The organism is Vibrio sp. 10N.286.51.B11 (assembly GCF_041469245.1).
GTDB lineage: Bacteria > Pseudomonadota > Gammaproteobacteria > Enterobacterales > Vibrionaceae > Vibrio > Vibrio crassostreae_C.
Genome location: NZ_JBFRKI010000025.1, coordinates 17,951 through 39,357, shown reverse-complemented (window position 1 = coordinate 39,357; position 21,407 = coordinate 17,951). Strand labels below are relative to the sequence as shown.

Here is a 21,407-nt window from a genome sequence, read left to right as displayed (position 1 = left end):
ACCCACGCAAAAAGCCAAAAAGCTAGCTAGACCGTTAACTAGCTTAGCTAATACAAGAAAAGCCAAACCCTAGATTTGTTTCGCGAACCATAAGGACATCAATGTGAACCTAAGACAGTTGGAAGTCTTTTACGCCATCATGCAAACCGGAACCGTATCTGGAGCCGCGCGCAGCTTGCATGTGTCGCAACCTAATGTGACTCGTATTCTGGCGCACACTGAGCAACAACTCGGGTTTGGTTTATTTGAAAGAGTTAAAGGGCGTTTAGTACCAACGGTTGAAGCGAAAACTTTGTTACCGGAAGCGGAGAAGGTCTACCAACAACTGGGTCAATTTCGTTCTTTGACCAACAAAGTGAAGCAAGGCCATCAGCATTTACGTATTGGTGCGCCGCCGATTCTGGCGACCAAATTGCTGACGCCAGTGATCGCCCAAATGTCTCGTGAGCAAGAACTCTCTTTTGAATTACTGACAGCCAACCGTGACGAACTGTGTGCTGGGCTATTAAAGCATGAGCTTGATATTGCTATCGCGTTCGGCGATGAAGCACCGCCTGCGATATTAAGTGAAACGCTATTAACCGAATCACTCAAGGTTTTGGTTCCATCCAATACGGTTGAGCAGTTACCGGCAGAATTAACGCTAAATGATCTTATCAATTATCCGCTGCCAATCATCGGGCTTGATGGCCGCGATCCATTAGGCCTCCTGTTACATCAAAGCCTTATTGCACGCGATGAGCATTATCACCATCCGATATCGGTACGTGGATATAGCGCGGCGGCGGAACTGGTGAAGCACCAAGCGGGGTTTGCGATTGTGGATCCGTGGACGGCAGAGCAATATCAAAATGACGACTCGGTTTGCGTGCTTTCACTGCAGCCGGATATCCCATTTTCGGTATCGACGCTTTGTGCAGAGCACACCCCTCAGTCGATTTCCGTTAAACAATTTATCGCTTCATTGAAGAGCCATACCCACCCTATAACTTAAGGTTATAGGCTCGCCATAAATAGGTATTCGGCAGCTATCTCATTCCTAATTAAAGTAAATCCATACAAGGACTTATTAATTAGGAATGCTCATGTCTATCGCTCAACCTTACCTTCTTTTTCTTGGGGATGTTACTGACCCACTTGCCGCAAAAACAGCCCGTGGTATTCATCAATGGCGCCCAGAAATCTGCCTAGGTCAGCTTCGTTTAACAGACGATACCGTTTCACTTGGCTTAACGGACATGACCTTGCAAGAGGCGCAAGCGCAGGGGGCGAAAACGCTAGTGATTGGCACCGCAAACCCAGGTGGTGTTATTCCTGACTCTTGGCAGCCAACCATAATGGAAGCTGCAGAAATGGGATATGAGATTGCATCTGGCATGCACCAACGATTGAGTGAATTTTCACCGCTTTCTGACATGCAGCAACAAGGATTGACTAAGCTTCATGATGTACGCCATTTTGATGGTTCTCTAAAGGTTGGTAACGGTAAGCCTCGTCAGGGTAAGCGCCTGCTTACTGTCGGAACAGATTGCTCAGTAGGCAAAATGTTCTCGGCATTAGCGATTGAAAAATCGCTTAAACAAGCGGGAACATCTGCTCAGTTTAAAGCGACAGGGCAGACCGGTATTTTGATTGAAGGCAGCGGAATTTCGATTGATGCGGTGGTTGCGGATTTTATTTCCGGCGCGGTTGAAGCGATTAGCCCCGATTTTACCGACCACGAGTGGGACATCATTGAAGGGCAGGGTTCTTTGTTCAACCCTTCGTTTGCAGGCGTGAGTTTGGGGTTATTACATGGCGCACAAGCCGATGCTTTGGTGTTGTGCCATGAAGTCGGGCGACCACATATTCGTAACCTTCCTCATGCTCAATTGCCAAGCATAGAACAGACGATTGAAGCCAACTTACAAGCGGCACGACTGACGAATCCAGATGTGAAATTGGTTGGTATCTGCTTGAACACTTCGGCAATTAGCATTGAAGACGCTGAGACATTATGCCAAGAATGGACCACACTCTATCAAGTGCCCGTGACGGACCCTGTGCGTTTTTGTGTACAACACATTACTGATCATTTGCGACATTCACTTTAACGACTTCATCATTTCTACGTTTCCATTTGTTAAAGCGAACATCAACCGAGTGAAATTATGAAGATTACAGCAGAACCCATTACTATCGCGATGCAAACGGCTTTTCGCATCTCTCGTGGCAGTCGAACTGAGTGTCACGTTGTTCGTGTTTATATTGAACATGATGGCAAACAAGCTCAGGGAGAGTGCACCCCTTACCCACGATACGGCGAGTCATCGGAGTCTGTGTTAGCGCAAATCCAACAAGCGTCTAGCGCACTTGAAGGTATGTTTGAGCGAGGCGTTACCGATCCGGCAGAGCTAAGAGATCATCTTCAGTCTTTATTGACCGGAGGGGCAGCGCGAAATGCGGTCGATTGTGCGCTTTGGGAGCTTGAAGCCAAACAACATGACCAGGTCTTCCCAAATAGCCTGTTTGAGTTACCCAATCAAATCGTGACAGCAATGACCGTCTCGATTGGTACGCCAGAAGCCATGGCGACTCAGGCTCGAGACTATGTCGCAAATGGAGCGAAACTCTTAAAAGTGAAGCTTGATGGCGAGCAAGTGGTAGAGCGTGTTCGCGCGGTACGGGAAGCGGCGGCAGATGTTCAGATTGTACTGGATGCCAATGAAGCGTGGACGGGGCTGAATCTCGAAGAGTTGTTCAATCAACTGACAGAATTTGATATTGCGATGATCGAACAACCTCTTCCACAGCAGCACGATGCGTCACTGGCACACATCAATCACCCGATCCCACTGTGTGCTGATGAAAGCTGTCATACCACTTCACAGCTCTCATCGCTGTTGGGTAAGTATGAAATGGTCAACATCAAACTCGATAAAACGGGCGGTTTGACTGAAGCATTGGTTCTTGCAGAAGAAGCCCAAAGGCTAGGATTTACGCTGATGTCTGGTTGTATGCTCGGAACTTCTTTGGCGATGCGTGCAGCTTTGCCTATCGCCGTTCAATCTGAAATTGTCGACCTTGATGGCCCAGTCTTACTTGGCCAAGACGTTTCTCCTGCTCTGACTTATCGCGATGGGATGATTATTCTCTAAGTTCGTTGAGCTTCTGGTTAGTCGATGGGCATGACATAAATGAAATCGCATGAGTGAAAGCTTGTGCGATTTTTTAGATCTATAGTCCTTAACTTATTAAATAATCAAAGGTTTTTACTGCTTGATTGAGCGCGCTATTCGTATAATTTACGGGCGTATTGATAAAGTAATCACGTTTCTGTCGGTGCGGTCACTTTCTATTATCGCAAAACAGACAGCTCAAGCTTTATAAAACAATTGTTATGATATCTTATGTGAAATGTTAATGATTACTCTTCATTTAATAGCTTCACTAAAGCTATTCGATGCAAACCTAAGTAAGGCTCACACCCTAACTAATTGAATCATTGACAGTTCCTGTTGATTATTTGATGAGAAGAAGGTGGGGCGAGTGAGCAGTCATGTCTCCGAGGTTGTAGAAAATAAGGATAGTTTCGAGCGCCCGTTCTCGATCAAAATCCCACGTCGTAAGTGGTTTGGTTGGAAAGGTATTGAGCTGCGCTTGGTACTTGCGTTAGCCATGCTATCGATGACCACTATCTTCCTCTCGGTTGTCTCCAGCTTTACTTTCGATGATTTAAACCAACGTCTTGTTGAGCTAAAGGAGACTGAAATCCCGGCCTTAGATAATGCTGCACGCCTTAATGATATGGTGCGAGTGATTATCACAACATCTTCTCAGCTCAGTGACGCTGAATCGAATTTAGAGCGCAAGCAGGCGATGCTAAAAATCGAAGACGCTATTTCCGTGATGAATAGCGTTATGGTTCAGTTCCCGGACTATCACTCCTATTTTAAAGATCTTATCGCCCAAGTTAATAACAGCCTCAGCTTGTTGTATCAAAGTGAAATTGAGTCAGAACAGCTCAACCAAGAACTTCGTAATCTACTGGAAGGTTTTTACCCGCTACTGCAACAGGCCAGTGATTCACTTGATAACTTGCCAGAGCCTGCCAAAGACCAAATCCAGTACACACAGCTCAAGTCTCTGCTTTATTACCAATTAGGCTTAGTCGAAAAGCTGTATAACGACTCCAGTTTTAATGAACTGGATTACACCAGTTTGCGATTAGAGCAGGTAGGGGAAGAGTGGTGGAAGCTCTGGGTCAGTGGTGATTTAAGAAGTGATTTTCCTCAATTAGATCATAAACTCACGGTGATTTATAACCTTGCCTCAAGCGATAGCAGCTTGTATGGGATGAAAAACAAAGCGCTCGATCATCTTTATCAAGAGCAATACTTCCTGCAAAACAGCCGCGAGCATTTGAACCAATTAACTGTGCAGATCGAAAGCAACACCAGCAAGGTGAATAGCAATATTGACCAATCGATTCAACAGGCACAGCAATCTTTGCAATCTAACCAGCGTCTCTCTCTCTTCCTTTCTCTATTTAGCGTGTTGGCTGCCGCTGCTATTTCATGGTTCTACGTGCGTAAGAGCATTTTGGAAAGACTTTTACAGCTTAAAGACAACATGTTTGCGATTTCTACCGGCCATTTAGATACCGAAGTGTCCATTCGTGGCAAAGACGAAGTGACGCAAATGGCCAAGTACCTAAAGGTATTCCAAACTACGGCCAAAGTCGTTAAGCAAACCAACCGAAAATTAGAAGCTGAAGTGGAAGAGCGAACCCTAGCCGAAGCCAAACTTCGAGTGACTCAAGATGAGTTGATCCAAGCCGGAAAACTGGCTGCATTGGGGCAACTCAGTGTTGGGATCACTCACGAGATTAATCAACCTCTGACGGCTGTGAATAGCCACGTTCGAAGTGCTCAGCTTTGGCTCGGTAAAAATAGACCAGACAGAGCACAAGAGAATCTTAAAAAGATCGAAATCCTGCTAGAAAAGGTGGCTGCGATTACTCGTCACTTAAAAGCCTTCTCACGTAAGAGCGATGGCAAGATTGATAACGTCGAGTTGGATAAGGTTGTCAGTGATGCGATTGACCTGTTTGAAACCAGACAGAGCGCAGTGTCGATTCAGTATTCCCCCCAAAGTTACCAGATGGTTCGAGCCAACAGCATACGCTTGGAACAAGTACTGGTGAACCTTATCAGCAATGCTCTGGATGCCATTGAGCATAAAGAGCAGCCTCAACTTAGTATTGCTACGCAAGTGCTTTCGAACACCACTCAGATTTTGGTTAAGGACAACGGACTGGGCATACCTGAAGAAGATATCCCGTATTTGTTTGACCCATTTTATTCCAGCAAAACAACAGGTAAGGGGCTTGGGCTAGGCTTGTCTATCGCATACAACATAATAAAAGATTTTGGCGGCTCGATTCACGTGGAATCGGTTGAACACCAAGGCACCACCTTTATCGTCACTCTACCAAAAGGCACAGGTTCATGATTTCAGAAAAACACATAGTTCTTATCGACGATGAAATAGATGTCGTCGAAGCCGTGAGCGAAATGTTAGAGCTAGAAGGGTTTAGTGTCACCACCTTTACTGATCCCAACCTTGGCCTAAAGTCGCTTAAAGCGAACAGTCAGTCGGTTGTGCTGTGTGACGTGCGCATGCCGAAAGTGGACGGTTTGACGTTGTTGAGCTCAATCCAACACCGTGCCCCGAATGTGCCCGTTTTATTGATGAGTGGTCATGGCGATATCCCAATGGCGATCGAAGCGATGAAACTGGGCGCTTTCGACTTTCTGGAAAAACCGCTTAATTCGAGTGAGCTGGTGGAGAAGCTTGATTTGGCGATTGCCCAGTGTCAGCACAGTTGCCCGTCAACCTCGGATGGCGATGGGCAAGAGGATTTACCGATTGAATCTGTGGTTATTGGCCAATCAAAAGCGATGGATACGATACGTAAGCAAGTGCTCGCTTTGGCACATACCGGCGTCGATACCATCATCAACGGAGAAACGGGAACGGGCAAAGAGGTGATAGCTCAAGCTCTGCATCAATTCAGTCGTCGTAAGACTAAGCCATTTGTTGCGATTAACTGTGGTGGCATGACTGAGAGCATTATCGAAAGTGAGTTGTTTGGCCATGAAGCGGGTTCGTTTACTAGCGCGAACAAGAAGCGTATTGGCAAAATAGAACAAGCCAATGGCGGCACTCTGTTTCTCGATGAAATTGAGAGCATGCCGATTGCGGTACAAATAAAACTGCTGCGCGTGATTCAAGAGCGAATGATTGAGCGTGTTGGTGGTAATGAGTTGATACCTGTCGACATCGTAGTGGTCGCAGCCAGTAAAGCCGATCTTGTGAGTTTGAGTGAGTCTGGGGAATTCAGAGCCGATCTCTTCTATCGATTGAACATTGCGAGCTTAAACCTTCCGGCACTGCGCCAACGAAAAGAAGACATTCAGGTGCTGTTTCGCCATTTTGTGATTCAAGCGAGCCACAAATATAAGACGCGCCCATCAACGATTTACCCTGAGCAGATACAGCAGCTATGTCGGCATGAATGGCCGGGTAACGTTCGTGAACTACGTAATGTCGCTGATCGATTTGTGTTGGGTATCGTCGGCGATGGCTTCGATCTTCAATCGCCAATTTGTGAAGCGTCCGGAGAAGATTTCGCTTTTGAAAAGCAGATGGAGCAGTACGAAAGGAATGTACTGACGGAGGCGCTAATAGAAAGCGCAGGTAACATTAACGAGGTATCAAGTAAGCTGAATTTACCGCGTAAAACCCTTTATCGAAAAATGAAGAAACACCAATTAGATAAAGAGAGTTTCAAAGCCTAATTCGTTCAGGTGTTTGTTAAATGGAAAACCAAAATCAAAATCAAAACCAAAGCCAAAATAAAAAGCACAAGACAACAATGACCCATTTAACTTTTAGTCGAATGGCTAACCGTTTCAAGTGATTGTAATAAAAGGGCTTTAACATCTGGCACAAAGCGTGCAATCCCTACATTGTGGCGTTAGCCCACATAAGGTTATTCGATGTTGAGTCAAAAAACATATGACAGCTATCTATATATGACAGCTATCCAACATTGAATGATCGAATAAAGGACATTAGAAAAATAATTGCTTGTTGCAAGGAGATACAAACATGAAGCAAATACTGAAAGGTTCGATTGCTCTGATATTAGGCATGAGTTCAATAACGGCATGGGCCGCTGCAGAACCAGCAAACTTAGGACCTCGTCCCCTCTTTTTAGTCAACAATATGGATGAGAGCCCTTTGAAAACTAAGCTGTTGAGTTGCAGCGAAGGACCTTTTCATCGTAGTGATTTTTCTATTGGGCATCGCGGAGCTGCGATGCAGTTTCCTGAGCACACGAAGGAATCCTATTTGGCGGCGATTCAAATGGGCGCAGGCGTAGTAGAGTGTGATGTGACTTTCACCAAAGACAAGGCGTTGGTATGTCGTCACTCTCAAAGTGATCTGCACACCACAACCGATGTTTTGGCGCATCCAGATCTCGCTAAGAAGTGTTCAACACCGTTCACTCCAGCCAACCCGGCGACAGGCGAAGATGCGCAGGTTGAGTGTCGTACCTCTGATTTCACGCTAGCGGAGTTTAAGACTCTTAAAGGGAAAATGGATGGTGCGAATCCAAAAGCAACCACGGTTGAAGAGTACATGAACGGGACTCCAGGTTGGAGAACCGATCTTTACAGTCAAAGTGGGACACTGATGACACACGCAGAAAGTGCAGCACTGTTTAAAGAGCACGGCGTGAAGGTCACTCCTGAATTGAAATCAGCCGCGGTAGATATGCCTTTCAATGGATTTAGCCAAGAGATGTATGCGCAGAAGTTGGTGGATGAACTGAAAGAAGCGGGTTTCAAGCCTTCTGAGACTTACCTACAGTCATTCAACTTGGATGATGTGAAGTATTGGATCAATGAAACACCGAAGTTCGGCAAACAAGCGGTTTATCTTGATGACCGTGTTTACGAACAAGCGGACTTTGTCGCGTCTGTTGAAAACATGAAAGAGCTACACGATGCGGGCGTGAATATCATCGCACCACCTCTGTTTGCTTTGGTTGAACTTGATAAGAACAACGAATTAGTGGCGTCTAACTACGCGAAACTGGCTAAGGATGCAGACCTCGACATTATCGCATGGACACTGGAACGTTCTGGCCCGCTAGCGCAAGGTGGTGGTTGGTACTACAAGAGCGTGAAAGACGGCATCAACAATGATGGCGATATGATGAAAATGCTTGATGTGCTGGCACAAGATGTGGGTGTGATGGGCGTATTCAGCGATTGGCCTGCAACGGTAACTTATTACGCTAACTGCATGGACAGCGACGCATAGGCGATTCTGAGAGCGCTGTTACGTCGCTAATTATAGCGTTTGTATAGAGAGCGCTTAGCCAAAGAATAATAAGAGAAAAAGCAGTGAACCAAAGAGCCTTCGGGCTCTTTTTTTACCACTGAAATTGTGGGACAAAAATGACCCAAATGATGGGTTTTTAGTTGGACACTTATGACTCAAAAGTAATTTGAAAGTGTGGGGTTTTATTTAAGCTATTGAAATTAAAGATATAAAAAGGTGGCACAAAGGCTGCAACAGTGAAGGTGACTTTCAACAATAAGTAAAAGTAAGGTTTGAATATGAAAATCAGTGTTAAAGGACTGTTAATCGCTAGCTCATTACTACTTCCTTCAATGGCTATGGCAAGCGACTGCTCTAGCCGTGGTGTGTTAGACGATCGATACTGTGATGAAAACCAAGATTTGGTGGCCGATTCACCAAAGAACCCAGATGAGTGGAATGACCCAAGTACGCTTGTGTTTACTTACACGCCAGTAGAAGACCCTGCGTTGTACAAAGATGCGTTTGCGGATTTCCAAGCTCACCTAAGTAAAATCACGGGTAAGCGAGTGATTTACTACACAGTTCACTCGAACTCTGCGCAAGTAGAAGCGATGCGTTCTGGTCGACTGCACGTTGCTGGTTTCTCTACGGGCCCGACTGGCTACGCAGTTAATTTAGCAGGTTACGTTCCAATTGCGGTGAAGGGCGATGAGTCTGGTTTCCAAGGCTACAACCTAATCACGATTGTGCGTAAAGACAGCGGCATTAACAAAATGTCAGATCTGAAAGGCAAAAAGGTTGCACACACTTCTGCATCTTCCAACTCTGGCAACCTAGCTCCACGTGCGTTATTCCCAGCGAAAGGCCTAGTGCCAGATGAAGATTACAAGGTACTTTACTCAGGTAAGCATGACCAATCGATTCTAGGCGTCTTTAATGGAGATTATGACGCAGCACCTGTGGCATCGGACGTGTACGATCGTATGGTAGCAGCAGGTCGTGTTGACGATTCTGAACTGAAGATCATCTACCGTAGCCCACGCTTCCCAACGTCTGCGTTTGGCTATGCTTACAACCTAAAACCAGAGCTCGTTGAGAAGATCAACGAGGCTTTCTTTAGCTACCGCTTTACACCAGAAATGAGCGCATCGTTTAAAGGTGCTGACCGTTTCTCTCCAATCAGCTACAAAGAAGAATGGGATGTGATTCGTGATATCGCTCATGCGACAGGTACGGCTTACACCAAAACTGGCTTGAAGAAACTGGCTGAAAAAGATGCGGCTAAACGCGCAAAGAAAAAAGCCGCTGAGCTAGCAAAACAAGCAAACAACGGCTAGTTCTTAGCTCTGTTGGAAGGCTAAGTTTTAGAAAGACTTAGCCCTTTGAAAAACACCTACTTCAACTAAATATCTATGCCCTCGCGGGTAGGGCATAGATCATTCGAAAATTCGCACAAGGAAATGCAGTATGGCCGTAGCAAGCTATGAAGGAATAAAGATAAACAACCTTTTCCACGAATACGTGGCAGGCAAGCCAATCCTTAAAGGCATTAATATTGATATCGATGAGCCAGGTATCATCGCGATCATTGGTCCATCTGGTACCGGTAAAAGTACGCTTCTGCGCTGTATCAACCGACTCAACGATCCAAGCCAAGGTGAGATCATATTTGATGGCGCAGACCTGACTCAATTAAAAGGTCAAGCGCTACGTAAACAGCGTCGACATATCGGAATGGTGTTTCAAGAATATAACCTCGTGGAACGTTTAACGGTTATCGAGAACGTGTTGAGTGGCCGTTTGGGTTACATGACCGCTTGGAATGCATGGCGTCGTAACTACTCTGCGCAAGACCTCGCCAAAGCGTTCGAGTTACTTGAATTTGTTGGCCTGCAAGACTTTGCTAACCAACGTGCCGACAGTTTATCGGGAGGCCAAAGACAGCGTGTCGGTATCGCTCGCGCAGTAATGCAAGACCCATATATCTTATTGGCGGATGAACCGACTTCATCACTCGACCCGAAAACCGCGGTTGAGATCATGGAGTTGATGGAGACATTCGCAGAACAGAAAAACATTCCCGTGTTGGTTAACATCCATGATGTGAACTTGGCCAAGCGTTATGCCAAGCGCATCATCGGCATGTGTAACGGTAAAGTACATTATGACGGTAGCCCTGAAGGGATCTCAGAAGAAGATCTAAAAATCATTTACGGGGGTGAGTCATGGCTGGATTAACCCCAAGTTCATCGCCAAGCGTACCGTCAAGCCAGTCGCCAGCGAAGCATGAAAACCCGTTCAAAACCTCATGGACTAACCGAGCAATCATCGCTGCGATAGTCGCTTATCTGTTTTACAGTTTCTCGACGTTAGGACTGACTTTTGATCGTTTGGTCATCGGTTTTGGTGAAAGTGAGCGGTTACTATCAAGAATGTTTCCGCCTGATTTTTCGCGTACTAGCTTACTGCTGAGTGGGTTGGCGGAAAGCTTACAAATTGCGATTATCTCAAGCTTCTTTGGTATCGTTATTTCATTGTTTCTGGGCTTGTTAGCTGCGAGAAATATGATGCCTTCAATCGTATCGACGCCAATACGTTGTTTCATCGCACTATGTCGCTCTTTTCACCCGGTGATCATCGCAATCCTATTTGTGAAAGCGGTGGGCTTCGGTGCCCTAGCTGGGATCCTGACCTTGGTCTTCGCATCGATTGGTTTCATTGCCAAGTTGTTTGCAGAAGCGATTGAAGAGATCTCTTTTAAACCGGTTGAAGCGATTAAAGCAACCGGTGCCAGTTTTATCAGCGTCATTTTGTATGCGGTAATGCCTCAAGTATTTACTCGTTTTATTGGCTTTGCTAGTTACCAGTTGGATTCAAATCTACGTAACTCAACCATGGTTGGCATTGTGGGTGCGGGCGGCCTTGGCGGCACGTTATTTTCGGCATTCCAACGTTTTGACTACGACTTTGTCGCCGCTATTTTGATCACCATTATCGCATTGATTCTTGTGGGTGAATTTCTTTCCAACATTGTTAGGAGAATCTTCTAATGACAACAGCATCTATCGATAAAGAGTGGCAGCGCTTTACGCCAAACGAACGCGTGGCTCGATTTGCCGTTTACCTTAGCTTAGTGTGTGCGATTGTTTGGTCTTGGCAGACGGTTGAAGTGATTCCTGAGTTCCTATACGACGCGCCAGCGCAGTTTGCTGACATGTTCGAGCGTATGGTGCCAGTGGACTACGCTTTCTACCCTGAATCAATCCACGCAGCGATGATAGAAACACTGCACATTGCGACGTTAGGTACCTTGTTTACCTTGATATTTGCGATTCCGTTGGCGTTGTTGAACGCGCCGAATATCACACCTAATAAAGCGCTGAACTGGGTGGCTCAATTCTTTCTGGTGTCTTCACGTTCTGTGAACTCATTGGTTTGGGCTTTGTTGTTTATCGCACTATTTGGCCCCGGTGTTCTCGCAGGCATTATGGCAATTGCCATTCGCAGTATCGGCTTTGTAGGGAAGCTGTTAGCGGAAGCGATTGCCGAAGTGAACATGGGGCCTATCGAGGCTCTGCGCGCAACCGGCGCTTCTTGGATGAGCATCTTGCTTAAAGGGTATTGGCCACAAGTGATGCCCGCATTCTACTCCATCGTGTTGTTCCGTTGGGACATCAATGTGCGTGAATCTGCGGTATTGGGGTTAGTGGGCGCTGGTGGTATTGGCGTGGTGCTAAACGATGCGCAGAACCTTTTTGAGTGGCAAAAAGTTTCGATGGTATTAGTGAGTATCTTCGCAGTGGTTATCGTTGCGGAAGCCGTAGTGATCCACATACGTAACAAACTCATATAAACATATGGTGCAATGCAGCGTGTTTTGTGTGATGTGTCAAAGTTAAGAGCTTATCTAGCATTTTGAAGCTCAAACGACCCTAGGTACTTCGGTCTACCTAGCGGTCGTTTTTTTATGTCTATTGAGTGACCTGAGACCTTGTTAGAAGTAGAAGGGCGTGACTCGTTTTTGAGTGTCTAGCTTTTAACTGTCAGCAGCGCATCCACAAATTCTGCAAACCCATAGCCACCCGGCTGCGACATCACCTTACTTGGATGATGATCTAACTTATCCCAATAATGCTTAATGTTTGCCACGCCAACGGTGAGTGGTAGTGATTCGAACATCTGTTGATCGTTCATTGAATCGCCGACATAGCAGGCTTGATTGTGGATTTGCTCAAGCGATAAGCCTTTATCAGCAAGGAAACGGTGTACTGCGTTTTTCTTTGAGTGTTCGCCATACCAAGCATTGATATGAATCGAACTTGCCGTCGCGTGTGCGCCTAAAGCGTGTATTCTTTCGAGTACGGCTTGAACAGTTTCAGGATCAACAGGCTTACGGTTTTGGCCGATATCAATCGCGACCTCACACAAGCGGTAAGATTGATCCAAAGTTAGCGATAGGTCGGGGTAACTCAACAAGATCGCTTCAACTTCTTGTTTTAGCTTTGCTTGGTTCTGACGCACTTGTTCTAGCGGTGTTTCAGATGAGAGTTGTAATGCACCATCTTGCTTCTCTAGTAAGAAGGCGCCGTTCTCTCCAAGCACGGCATCGACAGGCCAAAGCTGCGCAATATGGTCACACCAACCAGCACAGGCTCCCGTTACAGCGACCACTTTTATTCCATTGTCTCTCAGCTTTTGTAACGCAATCAGGGTTTCTGGAGGGAGTGAACCTTGCCAAGTGAGCGTGTCATCGACGTCGGTTAATACCCAGTTGATGTGTTGCCAGTCATTACCTAGTTGGTGTTCCATCCTCAAACTCACTTATTCGGGTTTATTGTGTTGCGTGGAGTGCTCTGTTCGTCGTTAAACGTCTTCTCTCAGTCTGACTAAGTGACGTTAATTAACGCTTAACCGTGTTTACAAAACACAATGTTTAGCAAAATCACCGGCTTCATTGGCAGTCCAGTCGCCTTTCGGCTTTTCTTTCATATCTGTACACCAAGCTTCACTGCCCACTTCTGTACAAGCCATCAGTTGAGTCGCTAGAAATAGAATTAGCGCGATTTTTTTCATAATAAACATTCCTTTATTCTCTAAATTTCTGCTTATAACTGTACCAAATACGACTAGAGATTGTTATAGCAGCCAGTGACATAAGTTTGCTAAAAACGATATAGAGTTGGACTTGGTTCTAAGATGAGAAGTGAAGGGGTTAGGCCATCGCGATAGTCAAAATCAAAGTAATAGATTGATAAAGAGATTGAGGGGGGATCGAAAAAGCCAGCAACATGTGCTGGCTTTGAAATTCTTGTGCGCTTCTATTCGTTAGTTCGCTTTAACTACTTATCGAGTTATACCAGTTTCATCTCTTGGATGATGTCCGAAGCGATTTCTGGCTTCGTGCTCGTTGGTTTCTCGTGTAGGTCTGCTTTCAATTGTCCCTTACGGTTACTTAGGCCTGCTTCAAGTTTCTTGAGTGCTGCAGCGATAGCTGGGTACATAACATCGTCTGTAGATTTTGCTGTTACTCGTACACCTTCGTAGTTGGTGAATACTTCTACCTGATGTTGACCGTGTTCTTTAGTAATGATGATGTCGCAACTGATCAGTGATGGGAAATGGTTCGATATCTTCTCGAATTTACTTTCGATGTCTTTGCGTGACTCGTCGTTAATTGATACGTGATGTGTTTGAACATTTATTTTCATAAATCATACCTTTCCAATGACTGTGTCATTTAAACGTAGCAAACATCGGTGAGTTTAACCAACTGCGAAATAGCACATGTGTGATTCACTTCAGTGTTATCAAATAATCTCCCATTACTCCCTTGAAAGTCCGATGAACTGGTCGCATATTATGTTTCGTGAATTTCAAACGTGTTTAAAAATCCCTCACCTTTGAAGTATTACTCCAATTCACTCTTTCAACTTAGTTTTTATCGCCCTAATCACGCATCACTCCAAATACTTATTCTAGTCTGCTTTTATAAATCCACATCCATTTTAGTGAACAAAACGTACTTGCTCTGTCGATATCACAATTACTGATATAAAGAACAATGAGATATTGAGATGAGTTTTAGTACGGGATACTCTAACAGCTATCTTCTATTTGGATCCGTTATCATGAAAATGCCTGTTAAATTCGCTGCATTTGCAGCTTCCCTTTCTTTCGCTTTCAATGCCTTTGCTGCCCCTGTTGAATTTCAGAAGATCCCTGAGATCATGCAGCAGTTTGAAACGGCAGAACTGTACGTTAAGAAGTCGGTCACCTTAGGTCGTTTACCAGCCGAGTCTGAAATTGGCATTGATTTCCCGACCTATGTTTCAGACGGTGAGGGTGGTTACAGCATCGAGACAAATAACGTAATGACAGATTCTGTCGTTATCGCAAGCATGCCGAAAGCGATTGTGGATGATGTTTTCAACCAATGGCTAGTACCTAAAGAGACATGGATCAGCAGCTACGGATCTTTGCCAACCTCGACCACTGAATTTAAGCCCTTTAAGCGTATTAAAACCATTAAAGCAATTAAGATCGATGCTGAAATGCTTGAGCTGTTAGGCAGTGAAGATGGCAACACGGCGATGATCAAAGTGAGCTGGGATGAGAAGGGAATGAAGGTTTATAAGGATGGTTACTTAGCGGATTATGAATACGGGATTGCCCCTCATGAGATGCAAGAAAACTATGAGCTAGCGCCTAAGTAATTAAGTTCAATGTAAGAAAAGCGCCAAGTTTTTGCTAGGCGCTTTTTTAAGCCCACCAAAACATGACGAAACTCACACTTTTCTGACAATTTACCGCTCGTTGTGTTAGCATGCGCCGCTTGTCTTTGTAATTGATAAAAAACATATTACTCAGCGGATTTCTTTGTTTATCTGCCCGTAATGACCTCATTCAGTTTGGCCTGACTTGGCTGAACATCTGCATTTTGCTCGGACGCAAAGAGAGTAGTACTCACTACTTCACTATGTACATTTGAGAGCACCATCTATCAAAGGCCTTTTTGAAACAGCCTAAATTAGCGCGAACTTAGTTCTGCGTGAAGGGTTTCGTTTTTCCAAAAATCCCTCTCGGCGGCTAAGTACTCCTTAGTTGCTGACAAGTAAGGAGTCTATATGACGACTACGGTATCTACGTCCGTACCTACATCTCAAGCTGGTAACACAGCTCCGATAGAGAAAGAAGTAAACCACCCGTTTCTCTCTTTGGTTATCATGGTGATTGTTGCTGCAATCGCAACTTACTTCATCCCTGCTGGTGAGTTTGAACGAGTGGTCATGAATGGCCGCACGGTTATCGACCCAGACAGTTACACACTATTAGCCAGTAACCCAACAACATTAGCCTCTTTTTTCGAATCATTTTTTAAAGGCTTCAAATCCGCTTCTGGTGTGATGGGTGTTGTGGTATTCGTTGGTGGTGCTTTCGGCATTATCAAACACATGGGTTTGTTAGACGCATCCGTCGTTGCGTTAACGACTAAGCTAAAGAAGCAAGGCTTGTACGTGATTGCACCTGTGATCATGACTGCGATCTTCTTCAACGTCACCTTCACCGGTATGCGTGAGCTTGATGTCATTTTTATCTCTTTGATGATCCCTATCTGTATCAAACTTGGCTATGATGCGATAACGGCACTTGGTGTTGTTTTACTGGCAAGTTGTGCTGGTTTTGCAGCTGCGCTAGCTAACCCATTCTTCACAGGTATCGCACACACTATTGCTGAACTGCCTATGTATTCAGGCATGTGGTACCGCTTTATTGTTGGCATGTTCATGTTGCTAACGGGTGCTTGGTATGTACTTAACTACGCGCGCAAAGTTAAGCAAGACCCGACCAAAGGTTTGTTGCATGGTACGGGTTACCACTACGAATCTAGCGTTGAAGCGAAAACACTGACTACTCGTGAAAAGCTTGCGGGCATCGCATTCTTGGGCGTATTCGCATACATGATCTTCGGCACTTTGACGATGGGTTTTGGCTTTACCGAGATTGCGGGTGCATTTGTGGCAATGGCGATCATTCCGGGTTTGGTTGCGGGTTTGTCTCCGAATAAGATTTGTGAATATTGGACCAAAGGTGTCAGCGATGTATTGGTTGCTGTGCTGATCATCTTCTTCGCTCGCTCAGTGTTGACCATTATGGAAGACGCGAAGATTGTTGATTCTATTATCTTCTATCTTGCACAGATCATTTCTGGTAGCTCTAAACTTGTGGCAGCAGCAGGGATCTACTTCTCGCAGGCTGCGATCAACTTATTCATTCCGTCTGGCAGTGGCCAAGCTGTGATCACTATGCCAATCATCATTCCATTGGCAGATATTGGTCAAGTGACTCGCCAAGTAGCAGCACTTGCTTCTCAATTGGGTGATGGTATTTCTAATTATATTTACCCAACCAACGGTGGCTTGTTAGCGGTATTGGCTATTGCAAAAGTGCCTTACACCAAGTGGGTTCGTTTCTTCTTACCGCTGTTCTTGTTTTGGTCAGTGGGCGCTTTGATTTCCGTTGTGATTGCTCAAATGATTGAGCTAGGGCCTTTCTAAGGTTTCTGTTTAATCGAATGCATGGACAGTTAAGGCTTAACTGAAGCCTTGTGAGTAAATAAGAAGGCAGCGAATTCGCTGCCTTTTTTTGTTTAAAGAAAAGCTATTCTAACGTCAAAGATTATTCTTCAAATTGGTAAGAAGAGGGCACCACAATGACGCCTTTTTTCGATATATGAAAGCGTTTAGCGTCGGCAAGTCTATCAATGCCGATTTGGGTTCCATCTGGCACTTTTACGTTTTTATCGATGATGCAGTTCTGAATGTGGCAGTTTCGCCCAATCTCGACGTCTTCAAACAGAATACTATCAATCACAATCGCGGCATTGCTGACTTTGACCTTAGGGAAGAAGATAGAGTTTTGCGCCGAACCCCCTTCAATCACCACTCCATTCGCGATCATCGAGTTGATGAATATCCCTTGGTTTCCTTCTACAGAAGCAATGGTTCGCGCAGGTGGAAGTTGCGGATCATAGGTGCGAATCGCCCAATCTGGTTGGTATAAATCGATAGGTGAGGCTGGCTTCAACAGATCCATGTTGGATTGGTAATAAGAGTCGATAGTACCAACATCTCTCCAGTACGCATCTTGTGTTACGCGCCCTTCTTCGTCACCAAACTTGTATGCGTAAACACTGTTGTTGCCGACCAATTTAGGAATGATGTCTTTACCAAAATCGTGGCTTGAGTTCGGGTCTTCGGCGTCCGCCAGTAGCGCTTGTGTTAGCACCTCTTTATCAAAGACGTAAATACCCATTGAAGCCATGCTTCGAGTTGGCCTACCGGGTACACATGCAGGGTAGCGTGGCTTCTCGGTAAAATTATTGATCTCGAGAGATTCGTCTATCTCCATCACACCAAACTCTTTGGCTTCATCAATTGAAACTTCCATGCACGCCACGGTTAAGTCGGCCTCGTTCGTTTTGTGTTGCTTGAGCATTGGCGCGTAATCCATGCGATAGATATGGTCGCCTGATAACACCACCACATGCTTAGCTTCACTACGAGAAAGCAGATACAAGTTTTGATAAATCGCATCGGCTGTACCGCTATACCAGCTATCACCGGTTCGCATTTGTGGGGGAACATTGGTGATGTATTCGCCGAGCTCGGGGTTAAGCACCGACCAACCATCCCTTAAATGTTTTTGCAAAGAGTGAGATTTGTACTGAGTCAGCACTAGAATTTGGCGAAGCCCAGAATGCAGGCAGTTCGCGAGTGTGAAATCGATGATTCGATATTTGCCACCAAAGGGCACCGCAGGTTTTGCACGGTTATCGGTGAGGGGAGAAAGCCGAGAGCCAACACCGCCGGCCAGAACGATTGTTAGAGTGTCTTGCATGGTCAGAACCTCAATGTATTTATGATTATGAACATAGACTTGCAAGCACTAAGCCAAATGTAACTCATTGAATATTAAACGAGGTGAGGCTGATTCTTGTAGATTTGCACCAAATTGATGCGTACGAGATATTGGCTTGCTCTATTTTGATCCGAAGAGATCTGGGCAAAGTGAGGGGGTGAATTAACAAGATGACGCACGGGAAAGTTGCATTACAAAACTGTCAATAAAATGAAGGAATAAAGTGATCGGGTCGATATAAATTTACATAAATAATCACAACTTTTCACAAATTGATTTCCATCAATAAAGTAGGGTTATTATGTGCTACCTTGCACGCAAAATAAGAAATGATTACTCATTCACCAATAAAAATTAAGCCCTCAAAAGGAAATTATAATGAAAAAAACAGTATGTGGTATTGCGGTTATTGCGGCTCTTATGTCTACCAATGTTCTTGCTCATAAAGAAGGTGATTTCATCATCCGTGCAGGTGCAGCAACGGTATCTCCAAACGACAGCAGCGGCGCTGTACTTAACAACCCAGATCTAGAGTTTTCAGTAGATTCAGATACTCAACTTGGCCTTACTTTCGGCTACATGTTCACTGACAACATCAGTTTTGAAGTACTAGCGGCGAGCCCTTTCTCTCACAGTATTTCTGTTAATGGCCTAGGTAAAGTTGCTGACACCAAGCACCTTCCACCAACGTTTATGGTTCAGTACTACTTCGGTCAAGCGAACAGCGACTTTCGTCCTTACGTAGGCGCTGGTATTAACTACACCGTATTTTTCGATGAAGAACTTAATGGTACGGGCAAAGATGCTGGCTTGAGCGACTTGTCTCTTGATGATTCTTGGGGTCTTGCTGCAAACATCGGTATGGACTACATGATCAATGAAGATTGGTTCTTAAACGCTTCAGTTTGGTATGCAGACATCAGCACAACAGCGAAATACAAAGCTGGTGGCGTTCAGTACTCAACAGACGTTGATATCGACCCATGGGTATTCATGATCGGTGGTGGTTACAACTTCTAATCTCCCTATTCAGTTTACTAAAGGCGCTCAAGCATCAGCCAGCTTGGGCGCTTTTTTTTGCTTGCTTGTTAATGGATTGCTCGCCTTAGATTCCTGTTGTTATGGGTAAGAGAAACTTATTGTCGTCATTTATTGTTAATAAAAGGGAAAGATAAGTGTCATAACAGCCCTCTATGATCGCGATTCAAATTATGGAGGATATATGAATCGTAAATTTAATAAGCTGACATTATTACTGCCTATCGCGGTAAGCTCTGCTCTAGTAGGATGTTCGCAGTCAACTTCAACGTCGACAACACCACCAACGACTGCTACGCCATCTCAAACATCACTTGATGCTTTTAGCCTTCAATGCCAATCCATCGAGCAGCCAAGCGCTTCCAATGCTGAGGTAACCGGAATCAGCCTAGTTGGTCGTTCAATTGCCGATGCCCCGTTTGATACTTCAGCAGCCGAAATCGTCAGCTACGATTCATGTACCGACAAGCTTTATGTCGTCAATGCTCAAGCACAAAAAGTCGATGTGTTATCGATGAACTCTGACAGCGCACCAGCATCTGAGGGCTCTATCGATCTTCAATCAGCGGCTGCAGCTTCTGGTATTGATATTGGTGCAGCGAACAGTGTGTCGACTCATCAAGGATTAGTTGCTGTCGCGATTGAAAATGCCGACAAGCAACAAAACGGCATCATTGCCCTTTATCGTTCAGACACGTTAGAGCTGATCACTACTTATACGGCTGGTGCATTACCGGACATGGTGAGCTTCTCGAAAGATGGTCGCTACATTGCCTCTGCAAATGAAGGTGAGCCGAATGCGGATTACAGCATTGATCCTGAAGGTTCAGTAACGCTGGTGGATTTAACCAATGGTCGTTTGCAAGCGACAGTCACTCAGATTGATTTCAAGGCATTCAATCAAGGTCAGCCTCGCCATGCAGAGCTAACCGATAAGGTTCGAATCTCTGCGCCGAATGCAACCGTTGCTCAAGATCTTGAACCGGAATACCTAACGTTTGCTGATAACGGAAAACTCTACGTTGTCCTTCAAGAGAACAACGCTTTGGCCGCGATTGATGTGGCGAGTGCACAAGTGGATGCGATTCTTGGGCTAGGCGGAAAGCCTTGGGACAGCGCTAAGCTAGATGCGTCAAATAAAGATAAAAACATCGGTAACCTACAAAATTATCCAATGTTGGAAGGCCTTTACATGCCAGACAGCATCACCAGCTACAGTGTTGATGGTAACACCTACATTGTGACAGCAAACGAAGGTGATGGTCGTGAATATGGCATCAAGACCACGCAAGAAATGTGTGACGAGAAAGGTTTTGAGTGGGATGGCGATGACTATCAAGGCACCGATAACTACACCACAGAAAAAGACTTTTGTATCGCTTATGTCGATGAAGTGCGTGGCAAGAAGTTAGACGTTGATGCTAACCACCCATTAGCAGGCGCATTGAAAGACAACAAGCAACTTGCACGTCTTAAAGTGATTAAGCCACAAGGCATACTCGCTGCTGACCAAAAGGTTCAAGCATTTGGTAGTCGTTCTTTCTCTATCTGGGATGAGTCGGGTGAGTTAGTGTTTGATAGTGGCGATGATTTTGCTCGAATCGTACTTGAGCAAGATCCTGCAAACTTCAACAGCACCAATGATAACAACCAAAGCGGTGACGATCGTAGTGATGATAAAGGCGTAGAACCTGAAGCGATCGAAGTGGCTGAAATCAACGGTAAGCACTATGCCTTTATTGGACTTGAGCGCCAAGGTGGCATCATGGTTTACGACGTAACGCAGCCTAAGAGTGCAAGTTTCATCAGCTATCTAAACAACCGCGATTTTACTCAGCCTGTGTGTACTAAGGTTGATGAAGACGGTGATTGCGACAACGAGACTTACAACGCTAAAGCGGGTGATTTAGGTCCAGAATCAATCAAGTATTTCACTCGTTCTGGTAACCACTTTATTGCGGTTGGCAACGAAGTGAGTGGTAGCACGTCAGTTTACCGCGTTGAGTTTTAATCACGCTTCTTACTAGCAATTAGATTGAATCAAAACAAAAGCGCCACGACTTGTTAAGTCG

Annotated in this window: 18 protein-coding genes; 14 read left to right on the top strand and 4 right to left on the bottom strand. The window is 45.1% G+C overall.

Translation table 11 applies throughout. The features are described 5' to 3' along the window. Nucleotides 1-103 precede the first annotated feature (103 nt). The 10 genes from AB4154_RS12775 (at nucleotide 104) to phnE (AB4154_RS12730) (ending at nucleotide 12,232) form a co-directional block, all read left to right on the top strand. Nucleotides 104-994, top strand: coding sequence for a LysR family transcriptional regulator (locus tag AB4154_RS12775; RefSeq protein WP_102556975.1), 891 nt, complete (start codon nucleotides 104-106; stop codon nucleotides 992-994). Between the two features lie 91 nt (nucleotides 995-1,085). Beyond that, nucleotides 1,086-2,093, top strand: a complete 1,008-nt coding sequence (dgcN, locus tag AB4154_RS12770; RefSeq protein WP_372123230.1) for an N-acetyltransferase DgcN — start codon at nucleotides 1,086-1,088, stop codon at nucleotides 2,091-2,093. A gap of 57 nt (nucleotides 2,094-2,150) precedes the next feature. Then, complete coding sequence (gene dgcA / locus AB4154_RS12765) at nucleotides 2,151-3,137, top strand: N-acetyl-D-Glu racemase DgcA (protein ID WP_372123228.1); 987 nt, start codon at nucleotides 2,151-2,153, stop codon at nucleotides 3,135-3,137. Between the two features lie 382 nt (nucleotides 3,138-3,519). After that, nucleotides 3,520-5,493: an ATP-binding protein gene (locus tag AB4154_RS12760; protein ID WP_372123225.1), complete on the top strand. Its 1,974-nt coding sequence runs from the start codon at nucleotides 3,520-3,522 to the stop codon at nucleotides 5,491-5,493. Next, nucleotides 5,490-6,842 carry a sigma-54 dependent transcriptional regulator gene (locus AB4154_RS12755; protein WP_054541528.1) on the top strand — a complete coding sequence of 451 codons (1,353 nt, stop codon included), beginning with the start codon at nucleotides 5,490-5,492 and terminating at the stop codon, nucleotides 6,840-6,842. The genes AB4154_RS12760 and AB4154_RS12755 overlap by 4 nt, the downstream gene beginning before the upstream one ends. 313 nt (nucleotides 6,843-7,155) lie before the next feature. Then, complete coding sequence (locus AB4154_RS12750) at nucleotides 7,156-8,376, top strand: glycerophosphodiester phosphodiesterase family protein (protein ID WP_029222231.1); 1,221 nt, start codon at nucleotides 7,156-7,158, stop codon at nucleotides 8,374-8,376. Nucleotides 8,377-8,675: 299 nt separating this feature from the next. After that, nucleotides 8,676-9,716: a phosphate/phosphite/phosphonate ABC transporter substrate-binding protein gene (gene phnD, locus AB4154_RS12745; protein WP_004732989.1), complete on the top strand. Its 1,041-nt coding sequence runs from the start codon at nucleotides 8,676-8,678 to the stop codon at nucleotides 9,714-9,716. 130 nt (nucleotides 9,717-9,846) lie between these two features. Further along, a complete protein-coding gene (gene phnC / locus AB4154_RS12740) occupies nucleotides 9,847-10,617 on the top strand; it encodes a phosphonate ABC transporter ATP-binding protein (RefSeq protein ID WP_004732991.1) in 771 nt (256 codons plus the stop codon). Beyond that, complete coding sequence (gene phnE / locus AB4154_RS12735; protein ID WP_017083144.1) at nucleotides 10,605-11,429, top strand: phosphonate ABC transporter, permease protein PhnE; 825 nt, start codon at nucleotides 10,605-10,607, stop codon at nucleotides 11,427-11,429. The genes phnC and phnE (AB4154_RS12735) overlap by 13 nt, the downstream gene beginning before the upstream one ends. Beyond that, the gene (gene phnE, locus AB4154_RS12730; protein WP_004732994.1) at nucleotides 11,429-12,232 is read left to right on the top strand and encodes a phosphonate ABC transporter, permease protein PhnE; all 804 of its coding nucleotides are present in this window, start codon (nucleotides 11,429-11,431) and stop codon (nucleotides 12,230-12,232) included. Before phnE (AB4154_RS12735) ends, phnE (AB4154_RS12730) begins: the two co-directional genes overlap by 1 nt. A 176-nt stretch (nucleotides 12,233-12,408) precedes the next feature. On the opposite strand, the gene AB4154_RS12725 is transcribed toward phnE (AB4154_RS12730), so the two are convergent. The 3 genes from AB4154_RS12725 to hpf form a co-directional block, all read right to left on the bottom strand. Beyond that, nucleotides 12,409-13,188 (bottom strand): HAD-IIB family hydrolase, encoded by a 780-nt coding sequence (locus AB4154_RS12725; RefSeq protein WP_102540843.1) that lies wholly within the window; start codon nucleotides 13,186-13,188, stop codon nucleotides 12,409-12,411. 108 nt (nucleotides 13,189-13,296) lie between these two features. Beyond that, nucleotides 13,297-13,452, bottom strand: coding sequence for a DUF3012 domain-containing protein (locus tag AB4154_RS12720; protein ID WP_372123223.1), 156 nt, complete (start codon nucleotides 13,450-13,452; stop codon nucleotides 13,297-13,299). A gap of 278 nt (nucleotides 13,453-13,730) precedes the next feature. Next, nucleotides 13,731-14,087 carry a ribosome hibernation-promoting factor, HPF/YfiA family gene (hpf, locus tag AB4154_RS12715; RefSeq protein WP_004733000.1) on the bottom strand — a complete coding sequence of 119 codons (357 nt, stop codon included), beginning with the start codon at nucleotides 14,085-14,087 and terminating at the stop codon, nucleotides 13,731-13,733. Nucleotides 14,088-14,507: 420 nt separating this feature from the next. Here hpf and AB4154_RS12710 point away from each other — a divergent pair, with 420 nt between their 5' ends. Together AB4154_RS12710 and AB4154_RS12705 are read left to right on the top strand one after the other, a co-directional pair. Then, complete coding sequence (locus tag AB4154_RS12710; protein WP_102565991.1) at nucleotides 14,508-15,092, top strand: hypothetical protein; 585 nt, start codon at nucleotides 14,508-14,510, stop codon at nucleotides 15,090-15,092. A gap of 411 nt (nucleotides 15,093-15,503) precedes the next feature. Next, complete coding sequence (locus AB4154_RS12705; protein WP_004733003.1) at nucleotides 15,504-16,934, top strand: YfcC family protein; 1,431 nt, start codon at nucleotides 15,504-15,506, stop codon at nucleotides 16,932-16,934. A 121-nt stretch (nucleotides 16,935-17,055) separates the two neighbouring features. On the opposite strand, the gene glgC is transcribed toward AB4154_RS12705, so the two are convergent. Beyond that, complete coding sequence (glgC, locus tag AB4154_RS12700) at nucleotides 17,056-18,276, bottom strand: glucose-1-phosphate adenylyltransferase (protein ID WP_004733006.1); 1,221 nt, start codon at nucleotides 18,274-18,276, stop codon at nucleotides 17,056-17,058. A gap of 399 nt (nucleotides 18,277-18,675) precedes the next feature. Here glgC and ompW point away from each other — a divergent pair, with 399 nt between their 5' ends. Further along, nucleotides 18,676-19,317 (top strand): outer membrane protein OmpW, encoded by a 642-nt coding sequence (gene ompW, locus AB4154_RS12695; protein WP_050643748.1) that lies wholly within the window; start codon nucleotides 18,676-18,678, stop codon nucleotides 19,315-19,317. A gap of 202 nt (nucleotides 19,318-19,519) precedes the next feature. Then, entirely contained in the window at nucleotides 19,520-21,346 is a 1,827-nt protein-coding gene (locus AB4154_RS12690; protein ID WP_372123220.1) for a choice-of-anchor I family protein, read from the top strand. Nucleotides 21,347-21,407: the final 61 nt, after the last annotated feature.

Excerpts from the sequence above, each read along its gene's own strand:
- phnE (WP_004732994.1), top strand. The coding sequence starts at position 11,429 with ATGACAACAGCATCTATCGATAAAGAGTGGCAGCGCTTTACGCCAAAC.
- glgC (WP_004733006.1), bottom strand. The coding sequence starts at position 18,276 with ATGCAAGACACTCTAACAATCGTTCTGGCCGGCGGTGTTGGCTCTCGG.
- AB4154_RS12750 (WP_029222231.1), top strand. The coding sequence starts at position 7,156 with ATGAAGCAAATACTGAAAGGTTCGATTGCTCTGATATTAGGCATGAGT.
- hpf (WP_004733000.1), bottom strand. The coding sequence starts at position 14,087 with ATGAAAATAAATGTTCAAACACATCACGTATCAATTAACGACGAGTCA.
- AB4154_RS12690 (WP_372123220.1), top strand. The coding sequence starts at position 19,520 with ATGAATCGTAAATTTAATAAGCTGACATTATTACTGCCTATCGCGGTA.
- dgcA (WP_372123228.1), top strand. The coding sequence starts at position 2,151 with ATGAAGATTACAGCAGAACCCATTACTATCGCGATGCAAACGGCTTTT.
- AB4154_RS12755 (WP_054541528.1), top strand. The coding sequence starts at position 5,490 with ATGATTTCAGAAAAACACATAGTTCTTATCGACGATGAAATAGATGTC.
- dgcN (WP_372123230.1), top strand. The coding sequence starts at position 1,086 with ATGTCTATCGCTCAACCTTACCTTCTTTTTCTTGGGGATGTTACTGAC.
- phnD (WP_004732989.1), top strand. The coding sequence starts at position 8,676 with ATGAAAATCAGTGTTAAAGGACTGTTAATCGCTAGCTCATTACTACTT.
- AB4154_RS12705 (WP_004733003.1), top strand. The coding sequence starts at position 15,504 with ATGACGACTACGGTATCTACGTCCGTACCTACATCTCAAGCTGGTAAC.
- AB4154_RS12725 (WP_102540843.1), bottom strand. The coding sequence starts at position 13,188 with ATGGAACACCAACTAGGTAATGACTGGCAACACATCAACTGGGTATTA.
- AB4154_RS12710 (WP_102565991.1), top strand. The coding sequence starts at position 14,508 with ATGAAAATGCCTGTTAAATTCGCTGCATTTGCAGCTTCCCTTTCTTTC.
- phnC (WP_004732991.1), top strand. The coding sequence starts at position 9,847 with ATGGCCGTAGCAAGCTATGAAGGAATAAAGATAAACAACCTTTTCCAC.
- phnE (WP_017083144.1), top strand. The coding sequence starts at position 10,605 with ATGGCTGGATTAACCCCAAGTTCATCGCCAAGCGTACCGTCAAGCCAG.
- AB4154_RS12720 (WP_372123223.1), bottom strand. The coding sequence starts at position 13,452 with ATGAAAAAAATCGCGCTAATTCTATTTCTAGCGACTCAACTGATGGCT.
- ompW (WP_050643748.1), top strand. The coding sequence starts at position 18,676 with ATGAAAAAAACAGTATGTGGTATTGCGGTTATTGCGGCTCTTATGTCT.